The following is a 23345-nucleotide window of genomic DNA, read 5'->3' on the forward strand; positions in this document are numbered from 1 at the left end:
GCACAGCGCTGGCGTGATTTGCTTTTGCATGCTAATAAAGTTGCGTAACGGATTTTATCAGGTAGAGTGTGCGCTTTCGTCATTCTGGCAACAGATTTGCTTGACATTCGTCCTAAATCTCGTCGTGTGGTTATACTGGAGCGAGAAAAATCGCGTCAACTCAACTGCTTATGTGATGTCGATTTTATGACTGAACGGCAAACGGGGTTGATATCCACTCGTGGCGTCGTTATATAAATGTCTCGTCGCCAGTGGAAGGTGAACTCACGCGACGTATTCCTGGAAGAAACAAATTAGGTAAAGGTGAATATGGGTAAAGCTCTCGTTATCGTTGAGTCCCCGGCAAAAGCCAAAACGATCAATAAGTATTTGGGTAGTGACTACGTGGTTAAGTCCAGCGTCGGTCATATCCGCGATCTGCCGACCAGTGGCTCAGCCAAGAAGAGCGCCGACTCTACCTCCACCAAAGGGGCCAAAAAGCCTAAAAAGGATGAACGTAGCGCGCTCGTAAATCGCATGGGAGTTAACCCATGGGATAACTGGCAGGCACAGTACGAAGTACTGCCGGGTAAAGAGAAAGTCGTCTCCGAGCTGAAACAGCTGGCGGAAAAAGCCGACCACATCTATCTCGCAACCGACCTTGACCGCGAAGGGGAGGCCATTGCATGGCACCTGCGGGAGGTGATCGGGGGCGATGACACACGCTATAGCCGCGTAGTGTTTAACGAAATTACTAAAAACGCGATCCGCCAGGCGTTTGAAAAGCCGGGTGAGCTGAATATCGACCGCGTCAACGCTCAGCAGGCGCGCCGCTTTATGGACCGCGTCGTGGGTTACATGGTTTCTCCACTGCTGTGGAAAAAGATTGCGCGTGGGCTCTCCGCAGGCCGCGTACAATCCGTTGCCGTGCGTCTGGTGGTTGAACGGGAACGCGAAATCAAAGCGTTCGTGCCAGAAGAGTTCTGGGAAGTTGACGCCAGCGTGACCACGCCGGGCGGCGACACCCTGCCGCTGGAAGTGTCGCACCAGAACGATAAGCCGTTCCGTCCTGAAAATCGCGAACAGACCATGGCCGCAGTAGCGCTGCTGGAAAAAGCGCGTTATCAGGTGCTGGATCGTGAAGACAAACCGACCAGCAGCAAGCCTGGCGCACCGTTTATCACCTCCACATTGCAGCAGGCGGCCAGCACCCGTCTGGGCTATGGCGTGAAAAAAACCATGATGATGGCGCAGCGTCTGTATGAAGCGGGTCACATCACCTATATGCGTACTGACTCTACCAACCTGAGCCAGGACGCCGTCAACATGGTGCGTGATTACATTGGCGACAATTTCGGTAAGAAATACCTGCCGGAAAGCGCCAATCAGTACAACAGCAAAGAGAACTCCCAGGAAGCGCACGAAGCGATTCGTCCTTCTGACGTCTCTGTGCTGGCGGAATCCCTCAAGGATATGGAAGCCGATGCGCAAAAACTGTATCAGCTGATCTGGCGCCAGTTTGTTGCCTGTCAGATGACCCCTGCGCAGTATGACTCCACCACGCTGACCGTCGGCGCGGGCGATTTCCGCCTCAAGGCGCGTGGCCGTATCCTGCGTTTCGATGGCTGGACCAAAGTGATGCCTGCGCTGCGTAAGGGTGATGAAGATAAAACCCTGCCAGCGGTCAACGCCGGGGATGAACTTACCCTGGTTGAACTGACCCCGGCCCAGCACTTCACCAAGCCGCCGGCACGTTTCAGCGAAGCCTCGCTGGTGAAAGAGCTGGAAAAACGTGGTATCGGTCGTCCGTCGACCTATGCGTCGATCATCTCGACCATTCAGGATCGCGGCTATGTGCGCGCGGAAAACCGCCGTTTCTATGCGGAGAAAATGGGTGAAATCGTCACCGATCGCCTGGAAGATAACTTCCGCGAGCTGATGAACTACGATTTTACCGCGCAGATGGAAAATAGCCTGGACCAGGTGGCTAACCATGAAGCCGAGTGGAAGAAGGTGCTGGACAGCTTCTTCAGCGACTTCACCAAGCAGCTGGATAAAGCGGAAAAAGACCCGGAAGAAGGCGGTATGCAGCCGAACCAGATGGTGCTGACCAGCATCGACTGTCCGACCTGCGGCCGTAAGATGGGGATTCGTACCGCCACGACCGGTGTCTTCCTCGGGTGCTCAGGCTATGCGTTGTCCCCGAAGGAGCGCTGCAAAACCACCATCAACCTGGTGCCGGAAAACGAAGTGCTGAACGTGCTGGAAGGCGACGATGCGGAAACCAACGCATTACGCGCCAAACGCCGCTGCAATAAGTGCGGCACAGCGATGGACAGCTACCTCATCGATCCGAAACGTAAGCTGCATGTCTGTGGTAACAACCCGACCTGCGACGGTTACGAGATTGAAGAGGGTGAGTTCCGCATCAAGGGTTATGACGGTCCGATTGTGGAATGCGAGAAGTGTGGTTCTGAAATGCACCTGAAAATGGGGCGTTTTGGTAAGTACATGGCCTGCACCAATGACGACTGCAAAAATACGCGTAAGATCCTGCGTAACGGTGAAGTGGCACCGCCGAAGGAAGATCCAGTTCCGTTGCCGGAGCTGCCGTGTGAAAAATCCGATGCGTACTTTGTACTGCGTGACGGTGCTGCGGGCGTCTTCCTGGCGGCGAACACCTTCCCGAAATCGCGTGAAACACGTGCGCCGCTGGTTGAGGAGCTTTACCGCTTCCGCGATCGCCTGCCAGAAAAACTGCGTTATCTGGCCGATGCACCGCAGCAGGATGCAGAAGGTAATAAGACCGTTGTGCGTTTTAGCCGTAAAACCAAGCAGCAATATGTCGCTGCTGAGAAAGAGGGTAAAGCCACCGGCTGGTCAGCATTTTATGTTGACGGCAAATGGGTTGAAGGCAAGAAATAGCCTTAATTTACGCTAAGTTACCTCAAAAGGGCCGGTATTCCGGCCTTTTTTTATTGCCGGGTTATTATTTTTTGTTCCGGGCTATACAGCAAAGATATAAGTGATATAGTGGTTATAGTTAACCCTTTCTTTATTATCAAATCGTCTTAAGCGATTGCCCGTGTGCGCTAAATCGGATGGTCTGGCATGAAACTACAGCAGCTCCGCTATATCGTTGAGGTGGTCAACCACAACCTTAACGTCTCCTCCACCGCAGAAGGTCTTTACACTTCGCAACCCGGCATCAGTAAGCAGGTACGCATGCTTGAAGATGAGCTGGGGATCCAGATTTTCGCCCGCAGTGGTAAGCACCTTACCCAAGTGACGCCAGCAGGACAGGAGATTATCCGCATCGCCCGCGAAGTGCTGTCGAAGGTCGATGCCATTAAATCCGTTGCCGGAGAGCACACCTGGCCGGATAAAGGCTCGTTATATATCGCCACCACCCACACACAGGCGCGCTACGCGTTGCCAGGGGTGATCAAAGGCTTTATCGAGCGCTATCCTCGCGTCTCGTTGCATATGCATCAGGGCTCGCCGACGCAAATTGCCGAAGCGGTCTCCAAGGGCAATGCGGACTTTGCCATCGCCACCGAAGCGCTGCACCTGTATGACGATCTGGTGATGCTGCCTTGCTATCACTGGAACCGTTCGATTGTGGTGACGCCGGAACATCCGCTGGCAGCAAAAACGTCGGTGTCCATTGAAGAACTGGCGCAGTACCCACTGGTGACGTACACCTTTGGCTTTACGGGCCGCTCGGAACTCGATACCGCCTTTAATCGCGCGGGGCTTACGCCGCGGATCGTCTTTACCGCCACCGATGCCGATGTGATCAAAACCTACGTGCGGCTGGGTCTTGGCGTCGGGGTGATTGCCAGCATGGCGGTGGATCCTGTTGCCGATCCGGATTTAGTGCGTCTGGATACCCAGGGCGTATTCGGCCACAGCACGACCAAAATTGGTTTCCGCCGTAGCACCTTCCTGCGTAGTTATATGTATGATTTTATTCAACGATTTGCACCGCATCTGACCCGTGACGTGGTGGATACGGCGGTGGCGCTGCGCTCTAACGAAGATATCGAAGCGATGTTCAAAGATATCAAGCTGCCAGAAAAATAATAACCTCCGGTATCTTTCCTTCGGGAGAGATACCGTTATTTCTCTTAAGACCTGAATTAAATCCCTCCGATCTGCTTTCATTTCTCACAATAACCATAACGTTACGGCGTTTTTTTCATGAGTCAGTTGTAAAAACGTGACAAAAATAGAAAATATTTTGCCGCTATGCAAATTCCACGTTTCATTTATATATTTCCGCTCAAAAGATTAACTATTTCACACCAGACGATTCGTAAATTCGCTGGATCTTCGACTAAAGTTTCTTTAGGATTTATCTCAACTACGATTACTTATACCAATTGTTTGGTATTCAAATGATAAGCGAAATCGATTGTATGGGGTTAGCAATGCCGTCAGGACGTCACGAGCCGCAAAGGGACCCAAGACTTAAGCGCAAAGCCTGGCTGGCGGTGTTTCTCGGTTCCACCCTGTTTTGGGTAGTGGTGGCTTTACTTATCTGGAAATTCTGGGGTTAAGCATGGCGGTTCAGGGGCGTAGTGAAGTAGTGAAGCCTGTATGTCAGCAGCGTGACACGCGTCGCAAAGTCCGTAATGGATCTGCAGATAACGTCCCTGCATCCTGGAAGCTATCGCCTGTGCAACAAGCCTTCATTGATCTCTTCGCAGAAGACGAAGAAAAAAAACAATAATTCTTATTATCAGCGTTGAGCGATAATAATCCGATGCGCTTTTGTACTCTTTAATAAATACACATCAGCAATACCGAACTGAGACAAACTCAGCGAGCAATAAATTAATAAAGCGTGGTGCCGCAATGATGAATAATATATCCGGAGCTAAATACTGGTCGTGGATGGCCGCCTTTTCCCTCTCGATCCTCTTCTGGTGCCAGCTAATCTGGCTCACCCTACACTGAACGATGAAAGCCTCGCGCCCGCGGGGCTTTTTTATGCCTTCTTTACACACTGAATTTGTCCATTTGAGTTGTTATCAAATCGTTACGATGATGATGTGTTATCTTTAATTACGGCCCTGATAAAAGTCAGGGCATCGCAATCCCGGTAATTAAGGAGGAGCTTATGTCGTTAACCCTACGCGAAGCCAGTAAGGACACATTGCAGGCTGAGAACAAAACCTATCACTACTACAGCCTGCCACTGGCCGCAAAGGAACTTGGGGATATTGCGCGCTTACCCAAGTCACTTAAAGTGTTACTGGAAAACCTCCTGCGCTGGCAGGATGACCTCTCCGTTACGGCTGAGGATATTCACGCCCTGGCCGGATGGTTGCAGAACGCCCACGCCGACCGGGAGATCGCCTATCGTCCGGCCAGGGTGCTGATGCAGGATTTCACCGGCGTCCCGGCGGTGGTTGATCTGGCGGCAATGCGTGAAGCGGTAAAACGCCTGGGGGGCGATACCGCAAAAGTGAACCCGCTCTCCCCGGTTGACCTGGTTATTGACCACTCGGTGACCGTGGACCATTTTGGCGATGATGATGCGTTTGAAGAGAACGTGCGTCTGGAGATGGAGCGTAACCACGAACGTTATGTGTTTCTCAAGTGGGGCCAGCAGGCGTTCAGTCGCTTCAGCGTCGTCCCACCTGGCACCGGTATCTGCCACCAGGTCAATCTGGAGTATCTCGGCAAAGCGGTGTGGAGTGAACTGCAGGATAAGGAGTGGGTGGCCTACCCGGATACGCTGGTCGGCACGGACTCCCACACCACCATGATCAACGGCCTCGGCGTGCTGGGCTGGGGGGTAGGGGGGATCGAAGCTGAGGCCGCCATGCTCGGCCAGCCGGTCTCGATGCTGATCCCGGATGTGGTCGGTTTTAAGCTGACCGGCAAACTGCGCGAGGGCATCACCGCCACCGACCTGGTGCTCACCGTCACCCAGATGCTGCGTAAGCACGGCGTGGTGGGTAAATTTGTAGAATTCTATGGTGACGGCCTCGACTCTCTGCCGCTGGCAGACCGGGCCACTATCGCCAATATGGCGCCTGAATATGGCGCGACCTGCGGTTTCTTCCCCATTGATGGCGTGACGCTGGAGTATATGCGCCTCAGCGGGCGCAGCAGCGAGCAGGTCGCGCTGGTGGAAGCCTACGCTAAAGCACAGGGGATGTGGCGTAATCCGGGCGATGAACCGGTGTTCACCAGTACCCTGGCGCTGGATATGGGCGAGGTTGAAGCCAGCGTCGCCGGGCCGAAACGTCCCCAGGACCGTGTGGCTTTGCCGGATGTGCCTAAGGCGTTTGCCGCCAGCACTGAACTGGAGGTCAACACCGCACAGAAGGATCGCCGTCCTATTGATTACGTCATGAACGGCCAGCAGTACCAGCTTCCGGACGGCGCGGTTGCGATCGCGGCCATCACCTCCTGCACCAACACCTCGAACCCCAGCATCCTGATGGCGGCGGGACTGCTGGCGAAAAAAGCCGTTACCCTCGGCCTGAAACGCCAGCCGTGGGTCAAAGCCTCGCTGGCACCTGGCTCGAAAGTGGTCTCCGATTACCTGGCGCAGGCCCGCCTGACGCCATATCTCGATGAGCTGGGCTTTAACCTGGTAGGGTACGGGTGTACCACCTGTATCGGTAACTCCGGGCCGCTGCCGGAACCTATCGAGACAGCAATCAAGCAGGGCGATTTGACGGTAGGGGCGGTGCTCTCGGGCAACCGTAACTTTGAAGGTCGTATCCATCCGCTGATTAAAACCAACTGGCTGGCCTCTCCGCCGCTGGTGGTGGCTTATGCCCTGGCGGGCAATATGAATATCAATCTGGCAACCGATCCGCTGGGATACGATCGCAAAGGGGATCCGGTTTATCTGAAAGATATCTGGCCGTCGGCACAGGAAATTGCTCTTGCGGTTGAAAAAGTGTCCACCGACATGTTCCGCAAAGAGTACGCCGAAGTGTTTGAAGGCACACCTGAGTGGAAAACCATTGAGGTGGCGCGCTCAGATACCTACAGCTGGCAGGATGACTCCACCTACATCCGTCTGTCGCCTTTCTTTGACGAGATGCTGGCGGAACCCAAACCGCTGGAAGATATCCACGGTGCGCGCGTACTGGCCATCCTCGGTGACTCGGTGACCACGGACCATATCTCCCCGGCAGGCAGTATCAAGGCGGATAGCCCGGCAGGGCGTTATCTCCAGAGTCGTGGCGTAGAGCGGCGTGATTTTAACTCCTACGGTTCGCGTCGCGGCAACCATGAAGTGATGATGCGTGGCACCTTCGCCAATATTCGTATCCGCAACGAGATGGTGCCTGGCGTGGAAGGCGGAATGACGCGCCATCTGCCCGGAACCGAAGTGATCTCAATCTATGATGCGGCGATGAAATATCAGCAGGAGGGCACGCCTCTGGCGGTGATAGCCGGGAAAGAGTACGGCTCCGGATCAAGCCGCGATTGGGCAGCAAAAGGACCCAGATTGCTTGGTGTACGCGTCGTTATCGCCGAATCATTTGAGCGTATCCACCGTTCAAACCTGATCGGGATGGGGATTTTACCCCTGGAGTTCCCGGAGGGGGTATCGCGTAAAACGCTGGGGCTGACGGGTGAGGAGCGCATTGATATTGCGGATCTGCAGAACCTGACGCCTGGCGCCACCGTGCCGGTCAAACTGACGCGAGCCGATGGGCAAACCGAGGTGGTGAACTGCCGCTGTCGTATCGATACTGCGACGGAGCTCACCTACTACCAGAACGACGGCATTTTGCACTATGTCATTCGTAATATGCTGAACTAAAAGAAAATCAGCCCGGCATAAATTGCCGGGCTGTTGTTTTTTACTTGTTAAGCAGATGGCCTAGCTTGGCCGCTTTGGTATCCAGATAGTGTTCGTTTTTCGGGTTACGCCCCACAATCAGCGGCACACGTTCAACGATATTGATCCCGGCTTCGGTCAAGATCTCCACCTTACGCGGGTTATTGGTTAGCAGACGTACTTCATCGACGCCCAGCAGCTTGAACATATCCGCGCACAGGGTGAAATCACGTTCATCGGCAGCAAAGCCCAGTTGGTGGTTAGCTTCAACGGTATCGTAGCCTTGATCCTGCAACGCATAGGCGCGGATCTTATTCAGCAGACCGATGTTGCGGCCCTCCTGACGGTGATACAGCAGAATGCCCCGGCCCTCTTCGGCGATGCGCGACAGGGCAGCTTCAAGTTGAAAACCACAATCGCAGCGCAGGCTAAACAGGGCATCACCCGTGAGACACTCGGAATGAACGCGAGCCAGAACCGGCGTCTGCCCGGACGTATCGCCGAAGACTAACGCGACATGATCCTGCCCGGTTGCCAGTTCTTCAAAGCCCACCATCAGGAAATCGCCCCATGGGGTTGGCAGATTGGCTTCTGCCACACGTTTAAGCTGCATGTGATTCTCCAGAAAATGCTGACACGCCTTGTGTCTGTTGCCTGTTTGGCTGTCGGTATGTTCTTATTTTGCCACAAGCTGCACGGGTTCACCTAATCACTGCCGGCTTAACGAACGTTAAACGCACAATCCGACATTTTTACGCAGCTCTGATTTTTCGGTTATGATTGTGAGGCTTATCGAAAAAAGGAGACGACATGCTTTCAATAGCCCGCCGTACGGCGGTTGGTGCAGGGATATTGCTTGTAATGCCTGTGGCGGTGTGGATATCAGGCTGGGAGTGGCAGCCTGGTACGAACAGCACATGGTTGAAGGCGCTGTTCTGGGTAACCGAGACGGTTACTCAACCCTGGGGCATTATTACGCATACGCTATTGTGCGGCTGGTTTTTGTGGTGCCTGCGTTTTCGTTTGCGGGCCGCCATTATGCTGTTTGCCATTCTCGCCGGCGTGATCCTGATCGGCCAGGGGCTCAAATCCTGGGTGAAAGATCGGGTTCAGGAGCCGCGTCCATTTGTCGTCTGGCTGGAAAAAACTCACCATGTTCCGGTCGACGACTTCTACAATTTAAAGCGTAAGGAACGCGGTGAGCTGGTGAAAGAACAGCTTAGTGAACAACAGGCTGTCCCGACATTCTTACGCAAGCACTGGCAAAAAGAGACCGGATTTGCCTTTCCGTCCGGACACACAATGTTCGCCGCAAGTTGGGCGTTGCTGGGGGTAGGGCTGCTGTGGCCGCGTCGACGCACGTTGACCATCGCCGTTCTGCTGGTCTGGGCGACGGGCGTGATGGGAAGCCGCCTGCTGCTCGGTATGCACTGGCCGCGGGACCTGGTGGTAGCCACCCTGATGTCGTGGCTGCTGATTACCTGTGCCACCTGGCTTGCCCAGCGCGTCTGCGGTCCGCTCACGCCGCCGGTAGAAGAGAAGCGGGAAATTGCCGACAGAGAGCAAGAAAGCTGACTGAGGTTGAAATTATTATATTAAGCCGCAGATCAGAACGTGGCGCGACGCTTTTTCCGTTTCGCGCCCGTCCTGAAAATGGTAGTTTATAAGGCTGGTTACGCTATGGTGAACGCTCTTTATTCGCTTCAACCACATAACGGGAAGTAATGTGAAATATTTACTCATTTTCTTACTGGTGTTGGCGATTTTTGTCATTTCCGTCACATTGGGTGCGCAAAACGATCAACAGGTAACGTTTAATTACCTGCTGGCGCAAGGCGAATATCGGATATCCAGCCTCCTGGCGGTTCTGTTTGCTGCAGGGTTTGTTATCGGCTGGCTGATTTGCGGTCTGTTCTGGCTTAAAGTTCGGGTATCACTCGCCCGGGCGGAACGAAAAATTAAACGTCTTGAAAACCAAATTGCGCCTCCGGCCGACGTTCCGGTAAGTTCAGGTGTGCCGGTAGCGAAGGAATAATCTAAGATGCTGGAGTTGTTGTTTCTGCTTTTGCCTGTAGCCGCAGCCTATGGCTGGTATATGGGCCGCAGAAGTGCGCAACAAACAAAGCAGGATGAGGCGAACCGTCTTTCACGCGACTACGTCGCCGGGGTTAACTTCCTTCTGAGCAACCAACAGGATAAAGCGGTCGATCTGTTCCTTGAGATGTTGAAAGAGGATACCGGGACCGTTGAAGCCCACCTTACGCTCGGTAATCTGTTCCGCTCCCGCGGTGAAGTCGACCGCGCTATCCGCATCCACCAGACCTTAATGGAGAGCGCCTCGTTAACCTATGAGCAGCGTTTGCTGGCGGTACAACAGCTGGGCCGTGACTACATGGCGGCCGGCCTCTACGATCGCGCCGAAGAGATGTTCAAACAGCTGGTGGATGAAACCGATTTTCGCATTAGCGCCCTGCAGCAGTTGCTGCAGATTTATCAGGCCACCAGTGAATGGCAGAAAGCGATCGACGTTGCTGAACGTCTGGTGAAGCTGGGTAAAGATAAACAGCGCGTTGAAATTGGCCACTTCTACTGCGAACTCGCCCTGCAGCAGATGGGCAGCGAAGATATGGACAAAGCCATGGCGCTTCTTCGCAAGGGTGCCGCCGCGGATCGCAGCAGCGCGCGCGTCTCCATCATGATGGGGCGCGTCTATATGGCGAAAGGGGATTACCACAAGGCGGTGGAGAGTCTGCTCCGGGTTATCGATCAGGATAAAGAGCTGGTCAGCGAAACCCTGGAGATGTTGCAAACCTGCTATCAGCAGCTGGACATGACCTCAGAGTGGGTGGCTTTCCTGCGCCGTTGCGTGGAAGAGAACACCGGGGCGACAGCGGAGCTGATGCTGGCGGATGTGGTTCAGGAACACGAAGGCAGTGATACGGCGCAGGTCTACATTACCCGTCAGCTGCAGCGCCATCCCACCATGCGTGTCTTCCATAAGCTGATGGATTATCACCTGAACGAGGCAGAAGAGGGGCGCGCCAAAGAGAGCCTGATGGTGCTGCGCGACATGGTAGGCGAACAGGTACGCAGCAAGCCGCGCTACCGCTGCCAGAAGTGCGGTTTTACGGCCTATACCCTGTACTGGCACTGTCCGTCATGCCGCGCCTGGTCCACCATTAAGCCAATTCGCGGCCTCGATGGGCAGTAATTTTTAAAAAGCCTTAATTTAGTTACAACATACTAAGTAAGGTTTGACACAATGGGTCCGTGCGCGCTGTAGTCCGGCAGGAATAAAAATGTAACCTGTTAATTTTTGTGGTGCGCAGGTAGAATGCTCGCCGTTTAACATTCCCGCGCCGATGCGGCGCCCATCGACGAGAAGGTCCGGTCATGACGTCTGTAGCTTCATCTTCCTCCCGCGTAGTTACTGCATCTCCTGTTGTTGTCGCTCTGGATTACAACAATCGCGACAATGCCCTGGCGTTCGTTGATCGTATTGATCCGCAAGACTGCCGCCTGAAAATCGGTAAAGAGATGTTCACGCTCTTTGGACCACAAATTGTTCGGGATATGCAGCAGCGCGGATTTGATGTTTTTCTGGATCTGAAATTCCACGATATTCCTAACACCACGGCCCATGCGGTAGCCGCAGCGGCTGAGCTGGGGGTCTGGATGGTGAACGTTCACGCCTCCGGCGGGGCGCGTATGATGACCGCCGCTCGCGAAGCGCTGTTACCCTTTGGTAAAGATGCCCCATTGCTGATTGCCGTTACCGTGCTGACCAGCATGGAAGCCAGCGATCTGCTGGACCTTGGCGTGACGTTGTCACCGGCAGAGCATGCCGAACGTCTGGCTCGCCTGACGCACTCCTGCGGCCTTGATGGCGTCGTCTGCTCTGCTCAGGAAGCCGTTCGCTTCAAAAGTGCCATCGGACAGGATTTCAAGCTGGTCACGCCGGGCATCCGTCCCCAGGGGAGCGATGCAGGCGATCAGCGCCGCATTATGACCCCGGAAGAGGCGCTGGCGGCGGGCGTGGACTATATGGTTATTGGTCGGCCGGTCACCCAGTCAGCCGATCCGGCACAAACCCTGAAAGCTATTAACGCATCACTTCACAAGGGGGCGTAATGCGCGACACTAACAGCCGCCTGGTCTATTCGACAGAAACCGGGCGCATTGATGAGCCAAAAGAGATCGCTGAGCGACCAAAAGGTGATGGCATTGTACGGATTCAACGCCAGACCAGCGGACGTAAAGGGAAGGGCGTATCGCTGATCACCGGAATTGACGCCGACGATGCCACTCTGGCGCAGATTGCCGCAGAATTGAAGAAAAAATGCGGATGCGGCGGGTCAGTTAAAGATGGCGTTATTGAGATCCAGGGCGATAAGCGAGATCTTATTAAATCCCTGCTGGAGGCCAAAGGGATGAAAGTGAAATTAGCGGGCGGTTAACGCACCGCTAAAACAGTAAGCCACGGTCGAAACCGTGGCTTACTGTTTTTATTTTGAGATAGCGCCAGAAACAACAGGACGTTATCAAATAACTGCGGTGGCAATCGGTAGGTTATTTAACCTGGTGACCGATGATCCCACCCACTGCAGCACCACCCAGGGTACCCAGTGTGCTACCGTCAGTTAAGACGGAACCACCGATTGCGCCAGCACCCGCACCAATCGCGGTATTACGGTCTTGTCTGCTCATGCCGGAGCACGCGCTCAGGGATAATGCCAGCGTAACGGCCAGCATAGCAGCGGATAATTTTTTGCTGTTAAAGGTCATAATTCATTCTCCTGAAGTATTGATCCACGGAAATCATTTCGCTTAAATGGCTATGAATCCCCTCAAGCGCGTTATTCCATGAAACTTGATTGCGCAGGCGTTACAAGATCACGCAGGTGATAGTTACTTCCTGTTATATCGCTAACAATAATTTTACGTCTTTATTACTGATCCGACAGGTAAATAGTCTTAAACGGGGAGTCAGAAAAGTCTCAGTGACCTGCTCCCCGTTGATTAGTACACCCCGATGTTAGTAATGTCTTCATAAGCCACATGAGGACATCCCCATGAAGAAGCGTTTTTCCGACGAACAGATCATCAGTATTCTCCGCGAAGCCGAAGCTGGGGTACCCGCCCGTGAACTCTGCCGCAAGCATGCCATTTCCGATGCCACGTTTTACACCTGGCGTAAGAAGTATGGCGGTATGGAGGTGCCTGAAGTTAAGCGCCTGAAGTCGCTTGAGGAAGAGAACGCCAGACTCAAGAAGCTGCTTGCCGAAGCCATGCTGGATAAAGAGGCGCTTCAGGTGGCTCTTGGGCGAAAGTACTGACGACAGACCAGAAGCGGGAAGCCGTGATGTTGATGTGTGATGCGACCGGTCTGTCGCAACGTCGTGCCTGCAGGCTTACAGGTTTATCCCTGTCGACCTGCCGCTATGAGGCTCACCGTCCGGCTGCTGATGCGCATTTATCAGGGCGCATCACTGAGCTGGCACTGGAGCGCAGGCGTTTTGGCTACCGTCGTATTTGGCAGTTGCTGCGCCGTGAAGGGCTTCATGTTAATCATAAGCGCGTGTACCGGCTTTATCACCTCAGTGGCCTGGGCGTAAAACGCAGAAGACGTCGTAAAGGGCTGGCAACAGAACGTCTGCCGCTGCTCCGTCCGGCGGCGCCCAATCTGACCTGGTCGATGGATTTCGTCATGGACGCACTTTCCACCGGTCGCAGGATCAAGTGTCTTACCTGCGTCGATGATTTCACAAAGGAATGCCTGACGGTCACTGTTGCCTTTGGGATTTCAGGCGTTCAGGTCACGCGTATTCTGGACAGCATTGCACTGTTTCGAGGCTATCCGGCGACGATAAGAACTGACCAGGGGCCGGAGTTCACTTGCCGTGCACTGGATCAATGGGCCTTTGAGCATGGTGTTGAGTTGCGCTTAATCCAGCCGGGCAAGCCAACGCAGAACGGATTTATTGAGAGCTTTAACGGACGATTTCGCGATGAATGTTTGAATGAGCACTGGTTCAGCGATATCGTTCATGCTAGGAAAATTATTAATGACTGGCGGCAGGATTATAACGAATGCCGCCCGCACTCCACGCTGAATTATCAGACACCGTCTGAATTTGCAGCGGGCTGGAGAAAGGGTCATTCTGAGAATGAAGATTCCGACGTTACTAACTGAGTGTTGTATCTAATCGTGGGGGCAGGTCATCAGAGCGAAGGGGCAGAAAAATGACGCCCGATATTCGGGCGTTAGAGTAGGGTCAGGCGGGTTTTTTAACGATATCGACGGTTAAGCCGTCTTGCTGCAGAGTGGCGACATGGGCTTGTTTAATGCCCTCGTCGGTAATCACCCGGCTAAAGCGCGAGACCGGGCCCATTGTATAAGGGTGAACCGCGCCGAATTTTGAGCTGTCGGTGAGCACAATGGTCTCGCCGCCTTTCTCCAGCACCGCGTTCACCACATCCGAGCGCATCATGTCCCGCCCGGTAAAGCCGGTATCAGGCTGCCAGCCATCAATGCCGATGAAAGCCTTGCTGAAATGGACCTGCTGCACATACTGACGTGTAAGCGGGCCAACCATACTTTCGCTTTTTTTCTGGTAGATGCCGCCGAGTAAAATCACTTCGCTACGCGTCTCCTTCAGAAGATGCGCGATGTAGCTGCTTACCGTCACGATGGTGACCTCTTCCTTCTGGTCGGCCAGCGTACGCGCGAGCAGGGCATTGCAGCTGCCGTTCTCGATAAACACCGTTTCGCCATTATTCACCAGCGATGCCGCAAACTCCGCCAGCTCACGTTTCAGCGCATAGTTGTTCATCATGCGCGTTTCAACATCTTCGCTGTCCAGCGGGACGGCGTAACCGTGCGCGCGACGGAGGTAGCTCATTTTTTCCAGAAGATTGAGATCCTGGCGGATGGTGACTTCTGACACGCCGGTTGCTTTTGCCAGATCAACGACACTCACTCGCCCTGTGTCGATCACCATCTGTAATATTATTTGTTGTCGGGAGTTCATAGCATCCATATTAAAACGGCATGGCCGTTAGTTGAAAACTGACTTAAACACGAGAGGTGGATCGAGCCTTAAACTTCCCATGGGGATTTAGGCGACACTGCACCCGGGTTTTTCTGCTCGCCCGCCAGGGTCAGTAATTCTGATTTTAATATCTCGAGATTACGAAGAGCAGAGTTCACATCGCCTGCGACCAGAATATCCAGCACAGTATCAATACGTTGCGCCACTTTCAGTGCATCGATATCAGACATAATCTCATCCCTAAATGAAAAGTGAATAAATTCAATGATGCAGAAATTGACGGCAAAAGAGAAGGGAAAAAGTGAGCTAACGAAAGCCCATTAATGGTAGTGATATTTTGATGCTTCTTTATACGTAGGAATTTTGTAGTGGATTAGTCTAACTCTGCGCGCAAGGCGCTTTTTTCTATGAGGAATTAGACTATGACAATTATCAATCAGGCTACCTGTAAACTGTTCACTGATTCTGCACGATTCACCCAGCTCGCCGGCTATTACGAGGAAGAGAGACGTACCGTGTGGATGATGTTACGGGCCCAGCCGCGTCCCTGCTTCAATCATGCGCTTATAGAGGAGATTATGAACCTGTCGTGGCTGGTACGGCAGTCCGGGTTTGAGGTTGATTTCTGGGTGACCGGTTCGCTAGTGCCCGATATGTATAATACGGGTGGCGATTTACGCTTCTTTGTCGAGTGCATTGAGAACGGTCGTCGCGAAGCGCTTCGGGCCTATGCCCGCGCCTGCGTGGACTGTGTCCACGCCGCATCGCGGGGATTTGATACCGGGGCGATCACCCTGTCGATGGTAGAGGGCAGTGCCCTTGGGGGTGGCTTTGAAGCGGCGCTGGCGCACCACTTTTTACTGGCGCAACGGGATGCCCGCCTGGGGTTTCCTGAAATCGCTTTTAACCTGTTCCCCGGGATGGGAGGCTACTCGCTGGTCGCCCGCCGCTCTGGTATGAAACTGGCAGAAGAGCTGATCTACAAAGGGGAGTCGCACACTGCAGAATGGTATGAGCAGCAGGGTCTGGTGGATGTGCTGTTCGAACCCGGTCAGGGCTACGTGGCGACGCGGACCTTCATCGACACGTTACAACCCAAGATGAATGGCGTCAGAGCGATGCTGCGCGCCCGCCAGCGGGTATTGCAGCTGCCGCGCAGTGAACTGATGGACATCACGGAAGATTGGGTAGACGCCGCATTCTGCCTACAACCTAAGGACGTGGCCTATATGCAGCGGTTGGTGCTGTTGCAGGACCGCCACACGGCATCGGGGCTGCGTAAAGCCAGCTAGCGCGCATTCCGTGACTGATAACGTTTAAACCATCGCTCGAAAGCGACAGCGGGCATGGGTTTAGCAAACAGAAATCCCTGTCGTTCATTGACGCCGTTCTTCGTCAGAAAGGCGTCTTCTTTCGCACTCTCGACCCCTTCGGCAATCACCTGCAAATTCAGCGCCTGAGCGACAGCAACGATTGCGCGCACCAGCGATTGCGACACCGACTGCTTGTGGATATCCCGGACAAACGCCTGGTCGAGCTTAATGGCATCGATGGGAAAACGTGCCAGTTGCGACAGCGACGAATAACCGGTTCCGAAATCATCAAGGTGGATCTGCGCCCCCAGCTGGCTGAACTGCTGGATCACCGACAGCGCCAGCTCTTCGTTTTCAATCAGACAGCTTTTGGTCAGCTCGACATCAATAGGGCAGTATTCAAAATTGAGATCCTTCAGCGCCTGTTTCAGATCGCTGAAAATCGTCTGGTCTGCCAGCTGGCGGGCCGAAACGTTGACCGCCACGCGTAAATTGATGCCTTTATTGCGCCATTTGGCCACCTGGCGTACTACATCCAGCATTACCCAACGCCCGAGCGGAACAATCAGTCCGGACTCTTCGGCGTAGGAGATAAACTCCAGCGGCGGGATCAGTCCGCGCTCCGGAGACTGCCAGCGCACCAACGCTTCGAGAGTTCTCACCTCGCCACGCCAGGTAATTTTGGGCTGGTAGTGGATGACCAGCTGGTCATTGTCCAGCGCCTTGCGTAGGTTGGTGTCCAGCCACAGATATTCAAATACGCGCTGATTCATTTCCGGGGAGAAAACGCAGAACTTGCCGCGGCCGTTCTCTTTCGCGGTATACATGGCGGTATCGGCGTTGCGTATCACGCTTTCCCGATCGGTGCCGTGCTGGGGTGCGAGGGAGATCCCCAGCGAACAGCCGGTGTAGACTTCAATTAAACCAATCCGGAAAGGCTGACGCAGGCGGGTAAGGATCCGCGAAGCCATAGCTTCTAGCGCACCCTGTGACGTACCGGTTGCCAGCACGATAAACTCGTCGCCACCCAGACGCGCAAGAACCTGCCCGTCCTCCAGACAACTGAGGATAGCCAGCGCCACCGCCTGCAGCAGCTGATCGCCAAACATATGCCCGTAGGCATCATTCACTTTTTTGAAATTATCGAGGTCAAGATAGACCACGCCCACCTGACCATCGCCACGGGTTTCTATCGCTTCGCTGATCAGATCGAGGATAGCGTTGCGGTTTGGCAGGCCAGTAATGGTATCGGTATTGGCAAGTACACGAAGACGTTCCTGGGCACGGCGTTCTTCAGTGATATCCGTACCGGAACAGATAAGGAATATTTCATTTTTTCCGCTGCCGCTGTGCACGAATTTATTCCGGAATAAAAACAAACGCTGCCCTTTACGGGTTTTAATCCAGCGTTCCACTTCATAGGAGCTGCCGTCCCGAAAAAAACCGCTGATATTACGCCGGGAAGCCGCTGCCTCGCTGCGGCTCATAAACAGTTTAAAGACGTTCTGACCAATAACTTCATGTTCTTTCATCCCGGTATATTCTTCGCTCAGGCGGTTGAAGCGTTGAATATTGCCGTGCCGGTCGAGAATAACGATGACCGAGTTGGCCTCTGAAACCACCTGCTCGGCAAAGGATAACCCCTGCGCCAGGTCGCGGGCGACAGAAGGGGTGTCGTTCCAGGCGGAGGCGGTACCGGTCCACTCTTTTTTATTGATCTTACGTCCCACCAGGTGCACTGGCACCTCGGTTCCGTACAGGGAGAGCGTCATGGTAATGCTGGAGGTAATAACCGTCATCTGGCGAATGCTGTTGGCCTGCTCGTCATTCAGCGCCACAACCTGTGTGGTATCGGCGCTTTCGCTGGCCGCAAGATGGAGCGCGTTACTGTCCGCCGTCAGCCGCCACCAGGGACTGTGGGTGCCCATGTAACGAAACAGCAAATTTTGCTCCAGATCGTCAATCATGCTCTCTCCCAGGCGCACTTAATTGCACACATTGTGCATTTTCAGTCGGTTTTACCGTGCTTAAATAGCGGTAAGCCCGAACTAAACTTATTGTTTTTTCCCAGTATTCTTATATTAGAACGAGATTAGCAAAAAAGGATACAGGCGAATGAATATTCCTGTGACACGTTAAAGCATTCACCAGACTGTCATGAATAAGTGTGATCGCTTTTCGCAATTTAGGGGAGAAAAAGATAAGGAAAAATGATGAATTTGACGTTAACGCAAAAAAAAAAGCCGGTTCCCTCAAATGAGGAGAACCGACTTTCAGGCAGTCAACAATCAGACGGCAGGGCGGGCAATAATGCTGCGTGTTTCCATGCGCACTTCAGCAATAGTGACATCGATAACTTCAGTCACTTTATAGGCCACTTCGCCTTTGATTTGCACGGTGCCATTTTCCTGGCTGCAGACCAGCTCGTCACGTACGGCGTGCAGGAACGGCGCAGGAATAAAGGCCACGGCGCCATTATCCACCAGACGTACACGCATGCCGCCACGGCTGACATCGATGATCTCCGCCGCGAAACGGGTATCCGTTCCGGCTTTGTCTTTCAGGAACCGGGCGTAGAGCCAGTCACCAACGTCGCGTTCCGCCATGCGGTTAAGGCGACGGCGCTCGGCCATCTGCACCGTGGCTTCGTCCTGTGGACGGGCAATGGTTTCGCCTTTAACGATCGCTTTCAGCAGGCGGTGGTTAATCATATCGCCATACTTACGAATCGGTGAGGTCCAGGTGGCGTAGGCTTCCAGCCCCAGGCCAAAGTGCGGGCCAGGTTCGGTGCTGATCTCAGCGAAAGACTGGAAGCGACGAATACGGCTGTCCAGGAAACCAGACGGCTGGGCATCCAGTTCACGGCGCAGCTTGCAGAAGCCATTCAGGGTCAGAACTTCCTGCGGATCCACATGCACGTCGTGGGTTTTCAGCAGGGCAGCCAGCGCTTCGCTGTTAGCCGGATCAAACCCGGTGTGCACGTTATAGATACCGAAACCGAGTTTGTCGCGCAGTACGCGGGCCGCGCAGATGTTCGCCGCAATCATCGACTCTTCAACGATGCGGTTAGCAATGCGACGCGGCTCCGCCACGATATCCAGCACTTCGCCTTTTTCACCGAGAATGAAACGGTAGTCAGGGCGATCTTTAAAGACCAGCGCATGGGTCTTACGCCATTCGCTACGGCTCAGGCAGACGCGATGCAGCAGGCGGATCTGATCGGCAATGGCCTCATTCTCTGGCTGCCAGCTTCCGCTGTTTTCTAGCCAGTCAGAGACCTCGTCGTACACCAGCTTGGCTTTAGACTCGATCAGCGCAGCAAAGAACTCAATGTTCTTTTCGATAGTGCCATCGGCAGCGATGGACATACGGCAGGCCAGTACCGGGCGCACTTCGTTGGCGCGCAGGGAGCAGAGATTATCCGACAGCTCGCGAGGCAGCATCGGGATGTTGAAGCCCGGCAGATAGTTAGTAAAGGCACGGATTTTCGCCGCGTCATCCAGCGGGGTGCCTTCTGCGATCCAGGCCGTAGGATCGGCAATCGCTACGGTTAGCAGCAGTTTACCGTCAGCCTGCTCTTCAACATACAGCGCATCGTCCATATCTTCGGTGCTGGCGCTGTCGATGGTGACAAAATTCAGGGCAGTCAGGTCGCGACGCTCAAGACCTTCGTCCAGCATGTCAGTCGCTGCGCCTTCTGGCGCCTCTTTTTCCAGATTATGGCGGGCAAGGGTGACCCACCACGGTACGAAATGGTCTTCGCCGAAGGTGATAAACTGGGTCAGTTCGGCATAAAAACCGCGGTCGCCCTTCAGCGGGTGACGGCGCATTTCTGCTACGGCCCAGTCACCTTCTTTAAAATCATGTGTCACGCCACGCTCAGCGCGGCAGGGGATGGCGTCTTTTAGCAGAGGATGGTCCGGAATGATGGACAGACGGTCATCTTTTCTCAGCACCTTACCCACAAAACGGGTCAGGAACGGTTCAATTAATTCTTCAGGCTCGGCTGATTCACGATCCTTTTCGCTATGGATCACGGCTGTAATGCGATCGCCGTGCATCACTTTCTTCATCTGCGGAGGCGGAATGAAGTAACTTTTCTGCGCATCGACTTCAAGGAAGCCAAAGCCTTTTTCCGTGGCTTTTACGACCCCTTCAGCACGTGGCGTCTGGGAATGCAGTTGCTGTTTAAGCTGCGCTAGCAGCGGGTTGTCCTGGAGCATAGTGATCTATTTTCGTAGCCATTGAGCGGCTGACAGTTTTACGCGAATCTCACTGCTACAGCAAGCGCTCTTTCGGTCGTTAGTGTGGTTATTCGCTTCTGCCAATGGCGATTTTCAGACGGTTCAGCCAGCCGCAAAAAGCGCTCCAGGTGAGCAGGTTGATGGCCTGTACGGGCGACTGGCCATCATCTGTCAGCGGGGTAAACTGCGCGGCGCTGAACTGATCCGGCGATCGCGCCAGCTGTTCTACCGCACGCCTTACCGCCTCATCCTCTTTATACACCGTGTTAATGCCACTGATAAGAATTTCACCCGTTTGATCGAGGATCAACGGTTCATGACAGAGCACCGGCGCAAGAGGCTGCAATAACGGCTCGTCCTGCCAGCGTTCAAGCGAGGCCAGCTGTTGCGAGCTGGCCTGACAACGCTCAACACCAGGGATGGCAGGCTGCCACATATTCAGGTCGTTATCGTCCGGCAGGGCATGAGGTGGGATATGGTGCCCAGGCAGCCAGCGCACCGGGTGGCCGAGCAGGGCCTGAAACACCGCCACCACGCGCGCCTGAAAGCCCACAAAGCCGATAATCTGATTGATGGTCACGATGTCATACACCGTCAGGCCCACCTCATCGAGCCCCTGCTGCGCTTTGCTGTCGATCACATCCGGCGAGCTGGCAAGCTGGCGGGCATACTGGGTGATCTGGGCGAGACGGCGATTGCTTTCACGGGAGGAGTCGGGGCCGGGGAGCGGGGCGAGAAGGGCGGCGTAGTGATTACACAGGCGCTGCACACCGCACACCTGGGCGACGGTCAGAGCAGTGCTGAAACGATCGTAGGCGCTCAGCGTACGCAGCCGGGTAACCGCGACGGTCCGTGGGAAAAAAAGGTCGCATAGCGCCCGGGCCGGGGTTAACCAGCGTTCACAGGCTGCCAGCAACGTTGCCGGTAGCGCGATATTCAGCAAAAAGCGATCGGCGACATGCGCGGCTTCGGGAACCAAAGGCAGGACTTCCGTCGGGCTGCTACTGGACTGGGTCTCATGATACCAGTGGCCTTTGCCAGAAATACGGCGTTGTTCCATGTGCGTTCCTTGATCTCAAAATGGCGATCAATATCCTGGCGGAAGGCGGATAAGCGGAAAAATATTGTTAAGTGATAACAAATAGCGGAACGGAATAACGGGGGGAGAGAAGGCTGAACGGTGGGCAAACCTTCCCGCCGGAGCGGGAAGGCAACGAACTTATTTGAGTTCCAGCTCGTTCATTGCAGCGATGCTGAAACCGCCGTCAACGTGAACCACTTCGCCGGAGATGCCAGCAGAGAGGTCAGAGCAGAGGAAGGCTGCGGAGTTACCCACATCTTCGATGGTCACGGTGCGACGGATTGGGGTAACCGCTTCGCAATGCGCCAGCATTTTACGGAAGTCTTTGATGCCGGAAGCCGCCAGAGTACGGATTGGACCGGCAGAGATGCCGTTTACGCGCACGCCTTCCGGACCCATTGCGTTCGCCATGTAGCGCACGTTGGCTTCCAGAGAGGCTTTTGCCAGACCCATTACGTTGTAGTTAGGGATAGCGCGCTCAGCGCCCAGGTAGGAGAGGGTCAGCAGCGCTGCGCCTGGGTTAAGCATGGAGCGGCAGGATTTCGCCATCGCCACAAAGCTGTAGGAGCTGATGTCGTGTGCGATTTTGAAGCCTTCACGGGTGACCGCGTTTACATAGTCGCCATCCAACTGGTCGCCCGGTGCAAAACCGATGGAGTGAACGAAACCGTCAAATTTCGACCAGGTTTTTGCCAGCTCGGCGAACATGCCATCGATGCTTTCATCTTTAGCAACGTCGCATTCCAGAACAATGCTGGAATCCAGCTGCGCGGCAAACTCTTCTACGCGGCCTTTCAGCTTGTCGTTCTGGTAGGTGAATGCCAGCTCAGCGCCTTCGCGATGCATAGCCTGTGCGATGCCGTATGCGATGGACAGTTTGCTGGCAACGCCAGTGACCAGAATACGCTTACCGGAAAGAAAACCCATAGCTCTTAATCCTTATATTCATTGTTGTGGCGGCTGTCATTTTTGGACAACCGTCGTTAAAACGCGGCGATAATAGCATGTGTCGCGTACAGTGTTAATCCGACCACTCCATACGGGGCAGGTCAGCGATCTTTTCGCCAGGCATCGGCGGTTAAGGCTTCGCCAAAATGCCCGGCAATTAAACGTTTAGTCAGATCGTGGAGCGGAGCGGCCAGCACCGAGGCGGTACTGCCGCGCTCCACCACTGAGCCTTCGTGCATCACCAGCACCTGATCGCTGATGTGCTTCATCATCCCCAGATGCTGGGTGACGTAGATATACGAGATACCCTGTTTCTCCTGCAACTCCAGCATCAGGTTGATAAGTTGTGAACGCATCGACATATCCAGCGAGGCCAGCGCTTCGTCAGCGATGATCACTTTCGGGCGCAGGATCAGCGCGCGGGCAAGACCCAAACGCTGCTTCTGCCCCGGCGCCAGCATGTGCGGATAATAGCTGACGTGATCCGGCAGCAGTCCGACCATGCGCAGGGTATCGATGATCTGCTTACGTCGCGCTTCAGGTTCCAGATCGGTATTGAGCCGCAGCGGGAAATCGAGGATCTGTGAGATACGCTGGCGCGGGTTCAGCGAGGTGGAGGGATCCTGAAAAATCATCCTGATCCGCTGGCTGCGGAACGAGTAATCGCCAAATTTCAGCAGATGGTCGTCAATCAGGACTTCACCGTCCGAGGGTTCAATCATCCCGGCCAGCATCTTCGCCAGCGTCGATTTCCCTGAACCGTTCTCACCGATGATCGCCAGGGTCTGCTTTTCACGCAGGGTGAAACTCAGCGGTTTTACCGCTTCAACGGTTTGACGGCGAAATAAGCCGGTGCGGTAGCGAAAGGTTTTACTCAGGTTGCGCACTTCCAGCAGGGTTTCGACCATG

21 protein-coding genes are annotated in these 23345 nt (G+C 54.3%); 12 read left to right on the forward strand and 9 right to left on the reverse strand.

Annotated elements, in window-relative coordinates:
• Positions 1-309 precede the first annotated feature (309 nt).
• From topA to acnA, 5 genes are all read left to right on the forward strand, one after another.
• Positions 310-2904 carry a type I DNA topoisomerase gene (gene topA / locus DVA43_RS04780; RefSeq protein ID WP_114314733.1) on the forward strand — a complete coding sequence of 865 codons (2595 nt, stop codon included), beginning with the start codon at positions 310-312 and terminating at the stop codon, positions 2902-2904.
• Between the two features lie 186 nt (positions 2905-3090).
• On the forward strand, positions 3091-4065 hold the full coding sequence (gene cysB / locus DVA43_RS04790) for an HTH-type transcriptional regulator CysB (protein WP_032611190.1): 975 nt from the start codon (positions 3091-3093) through the stop codon (positions 4063-4065).
• Between the two features lie 335 nt (positions 4066-4400).
• On the forward strand, positions 4401-4541 hold the full coding sequence (locus DVA43_RS04795; protein ID WP_246842266.1) for a YmiA family putative membrane protein: 141 nt from the start codon (positions 4401-4403) through the stop codon (positions 4539-4541).
• A gap of 298 nt (positions 4542-4839) precedes the next feature.
• Positions 4840-4941, forward strand: coding sequence for a small membrane protein YmiC (gene ymiC / locus DVA43_RS25035; protein ID WP_231604113.1), 102 nt, complete (start codon positions 4840-4842; stop codon positions 4939-4941).
• 163 nt (positions 4942-5104) lie between these two features.
• Positions 5105-7780, forward strand: a complete 2676-nt coding sequence (acnA, locus tag DVA43_RS04800; protein WP_114314735.1) for an aconitate hydratase AcnA — start codon at positions 5105-5107, stop codon at positions 7778-7780.
• A gap of 40 nt (positions 7781-7820) precedes the next feature.
• Here the strand turns inward: acnA and ribA are convergent, their stop codons facing one another.
• A complete protein-coding gene (ribA, locus tag DVA43_RS04805) occupies positions 7821-8411 on the reverse strand; it encodes a GTP cyclohydrolase II (RefSeq protein ID WP_168192025.1) in 591 nt (196 codons plus the stop codon).
• Between the two features lie 197 nt (positions 8412-8608).
• On the opposite strand from ribA, the gene pgpB reads away from it, so the two are divergent.
• From pgpB to yciH, 5 genes are all read left to right on the forward strand, one after another.
• Complete coding sequence (pgpB, locus tag DVA43_RS04810; RefSeq protein ID WP_114314736.1) at positions 8609-9373, forward strand: phosphatidylglycerophosphatase B; 765 nt, start codon at positions 8609-8611, stop codon at positions 9371-9373.
• 151 nt (positions 9374-9524) lie between these two features.
• Positions 9525-9833 carry a LapA family protein gene (locus tag DVA43_RS04815; RefSeq protein WP_103822242.1) on the forward strand — a complete coding sequence of 103 codons (309 nt, stop codon included), beginning with the start codon at positions 9525-9527 and terminating at the stop codon, positions 9831-9833.
• Between the two features lie 6 nt (positions 9834-9839).
• Positions 9840-11009 carry a lipopolysaccharide assembly protein LapB gene (gene lapB, locus DVA43_RS04820; RefSeq protein ID WP_114314737.1) on the forward strand — a complete coding sequence of 390 codons (1170 nt, stop codon included), beginning with the start codon at positions 9840-9842 and terminating at the stop codon, positions 11007-11009.
• Between the two features lie 182 nt (positions 11010-11191).
• Positions 11192-11929 carry an orotidine-5'-phosphate decarboxylase gene (pyrF, locus tag DVA43_RS04825; protein WP_114314738.1) on the forward strand — a complete coding sequence of 246 codons (738 nt, stop codon included), beginning with the start codon at positions 11192-11194 and terminating at the stop codon, positions 11927-11929.
• Positions 11929-12255, forward strand: a complete 327-nt coding sequence (gene yciH, locus DVA43_RS04830; RefSeq protein WP_114314739.1) for a stress response translation initiation inhibitor YciH — start codon at positions 11929-11931, stop codon at positions 12253-12255. The genes pyrF and yciH overlap by 1 nt, the downstream gene beginning before the upstream one ends.
• A 112-nt stretch (positions 12256-12367) precedes the next feature.
• On the opposite strand, the gene osmB is transcribed toward yciH, so the two are convergent.
• Positions 12368-12583 carry an osmotically-inducible lipoprotein OsmB gene (gene osmB / locus DVA43_RS04835; RefSeq protein WP_103179879.1) on the reverse strand — a complete coding sequence of 72 codons (216 nt, stop codon included), beginning with the start codon at positions 12581-12583 and terminating at the stop codon, positions 12368-12370.
• Between the two features lie 287 nt (positions 12584-12870).
• Between osmB and DVA43_RS04840 the strand changes: the two genes are divergently transcribed.
• Positions 12871-13991, forward strand: a protein-coding gene (locus tag DVA43_RS04840; RefSeq protein WP_087451024.1) for an IS3-like element ISSen4 family transposase whose coding sequence is annotated in 2 segments (ribosomal slippage) — positions 12871-13129 and positions 13129-13991 — 1122 coding nt in all. Because the reading frame shifts where the segments join, the coding sequence is not laid out codon by codon here.
• 82 nt (positions 13992-14073) lie between these two features.
• Here the strand turns inward: DVA43_RS04840 and DVA43_RS04845 are convergent.
• A complete protein-coding gene (locus DVA43_RS04845; protein WP_114314740.1) occupies positions 14074-14829 on the reverse strand; it encodes a DNA-binding transcriptional regulator YciT in 756 nt (251 codons plus the stop codon).
• A 68-nt stretch (positions 14830-14897) separates the two neighbouring features.
• Positions 14898-15080: a hypothetical protein gene (locus DVA43_RS04850; protein ID WP_103822238.1), complete on the reverse strand. Its 183-nt coding sequence runs from the start codon at positions 15078-15080 to the stop codon at positions 14898-14900.
• Between the two features lie 192 nt (positions 15081-15272).
• On the opposite strand from DVA43_RS04850, the gene DVA43_RS04855 reads away from it, so the two are divergent.
• Entirely contained in the window at positions 15273-16142 is an 870-nt protein-coding gene (locus tag DVA43_RS04855; RefSeq protein ID WP_103179876.1) for a crotonase/enoyl-CoA hydratase family protein, read from the forward strand.
• Here DVA43_RS04855 and pdeR read toward each other — a convergent pair.
• The 5 genes from pdeR to sapF all read right to left on the reverse strand — a co-directional run bounded on the left by pdeR (position 16139) and on the right by sapF (position 23344).
• Positions 16139-18130: a cyclic di-GMP phosphodiesterase gene (gene pdeR / locus DVA43_RS04860; protein WP_114314741.1), complete on the reverse strand. Its 1992-nt coding sequence runs from the start codon at positions 18128-18130 to the stop codon at positions 16139-16141. The genes DVA43_RS04855 and pdeR overlap by 4 nt on opposite strands.
• A 321-nt stretch (positions 18131-18451) precedes the next feature.
• Positions 18452-20386 carry an exoribonuclease II gene (locus DVA43_RS04865; protein ID WP_114314742.1) on the reverse strand — a complete coding sequence of 645 codons (1935 nt, stop codon included), beginning with the start codon at positions 20384-20386 and terminating at the stop codon, positions 18452-18454.
• An 88-nt stretch (positions 20387-20474) separates the two neighbouring features.
• Positions 20475-21467, reverse strand: coding sequence for a CMD domain-containing protein (locus tag DVA43_RS04870; protein WP_114314743.1), 993 nt, complete (start codon positions 21465-21467; stop codon positions 20475-20477).
• A 159-nt stretch (positions 21468-21626) separates the two neighbouring features.
• Complete coding sequence (gene fabI / locus DVA43_RS04875; RefSeq protein ID WP_114314744.1) at positions 21627-22415, reverse strand: enoyl-ACP reductase FabI; 789 nt, start codon at positions 22413-22415, stop codon at positions 21627-21629.
• A 122-nt stretch (positions 22416-22537) separates the two neighbouring features.
• Entirely contained in the window at positions 22538-23344 is an 807-nt protein-coding gene (gene sapF, locus DVA43_RS04880; RefSeq protein ID WP_103179872.1) for a putrescine export ABC transporter ATP-binding protein SapF, read from the reverse strand.
• Position 23345: the final 1 nt, after the last annotated feature.

Source organism: Leclercia sp. W6 (assembly GCF_003336345.1).
GTDB lineage: Bacteria > Pseudomonadota > Gammaproteobacteria > Enterobacterales > Enterobacteriaceae > Enterobacter.

What these genes read in the sequence shown, in the direction of transcription:
- sapF (WP_103179872.1), bottom strand. Translation starts at nt 23,344, where the DNA reads ATGGTCGAAACCCTGCTGGAAGTGCGCAACCTGAGTAAAACCTTTCGC.
- DVA43_RS04845 (WP_114314740.1), bottom strand. Translation starts at nt 14,829, where the DNA reads ATGAACTCCCGACAACAAATAATATTACAGATGGTGATCGACACAGGG.
- DVA43_RS04865 (WP_114314742.1), bottom strand. Translation starts at nt 20,386, where the DNA reads ATGCTCCAGGACAACCCGCTGCTAGCGCAGCTTAAACAGCAACTGCAT.
- acnA (WP_114314735.1), top strand. Translation starts at nt 5,105, where the DNA reads ATGTCGTTAACCCTACGCGAAGCCAGTAAGGACACATTGCAGGCTGAG.
- ymiC (WP_231604113.1), top strand. Translation starts at nt 4,840, where the DNA reads ATGATGAATAATATATCCGGAGCTAAATACTGGTCGTGGATGGCCGCC.
- pgpB (WP_114314736.1), top strand. Translation starts at nt 8,609, where the DNA reads ATGCTTTCAATAGCCCGCCGTACGGCGGTTGGTGCAGGGATATTGCTT.
- DVA43_RS04795 (WP_246842266.1), top strand. Translation starts at nt 4,401, where the DNA reads ATGGGGTTAGCAATGCCGTCAGGACGTCACGAGCCGCAAAGGGACCCA.
- osmB (WP_103179879.1), bottom strand. Translation starts at nt 12,583, where the DNA reads ATGACCTTTAACAGCAAAAAATTATCCGCTGCTATGCTGGCCGTTACG.
- yciH (WP_114314739.1), top strand. Translation starts at nt 11,929, where the DNA reads ATGCGCGACACTAACAGCCGCCTGGTCTATTCGACAGAAACCGGGCGC.
- ribA (WP_168192025.1), bottom strand. Translation starts at nt 8,411, where the DNA reads ATGCAGCTTAAACGTGTGGCAGAAGCCAATCTGCCAACCCCATGGGGC.
- topA (WP_114314733.1), top strand. Translation starts at nt 310, where the DNA reads ATGGGTAAAGCTCTCGTTATCGTTGAGTCCCCGGCAAAAGCCAAAACG.
- DVA43_RS04850 (WP_103822238.1), bottom strand. Translation starts at nt 15,080, where the DNA reads ATGTCTGATATCGATGCACTGAAAGTGGCGCAACGTATTGATACTGTG.
- pyrF (WP_114314738.1), top strand. Translation starts at nt 11,192, where the DNA reads ATGACGTCTGTAGCTTCATCTTCCTCCCGCGTAGTTACTGCATCTCCT.
- DVA43_RS04870 (WP_114314743.1), bottom strand. Translation starts at nt 21,467, where the DNA reads ATGGAACAACGCCGTATTTCTGGCAAAGGCCACTGGTATCATGAGACC.
- pdeR (WP_114314741.1), bottom strand. Translation starts at nt 18,130, where the DNA reads ATGATTGACGATCTGGAGCAAAATTTGCTGTTTCGTTACATGGGCACC.
- fabI (WP_114314744.1), bottom strand. Translation starts at nt 22,415, where the DNA reads ATGGGTTTTCTTTCCGGTAAGCGTATTCTGGTCACTGGCGTTGCCAGC.
- cysB (WP_032611190.1), top strand. Translation starts at nt 3,091, where the DNA reads ATGAAACTACAGCAGCTCCGCTATATCGTTGAGGTGGTCAACCACAAC.
- DVA43_RS04855 (WP_103179876.1), top strand. Translation starts at nt 15,273, where the DNA reads ATGACAATTATCAATCAGGCTACCTGTAAACTGTTCACTGATTCTGCA.
- lapB (WP_114314737.1), top strand. Translation starts at nt 9,840, where the DNA reads ATGCTGGAGTTGTTGTTTCTGCTTTTGCCTGTAGCCGCAGCCTATGGC.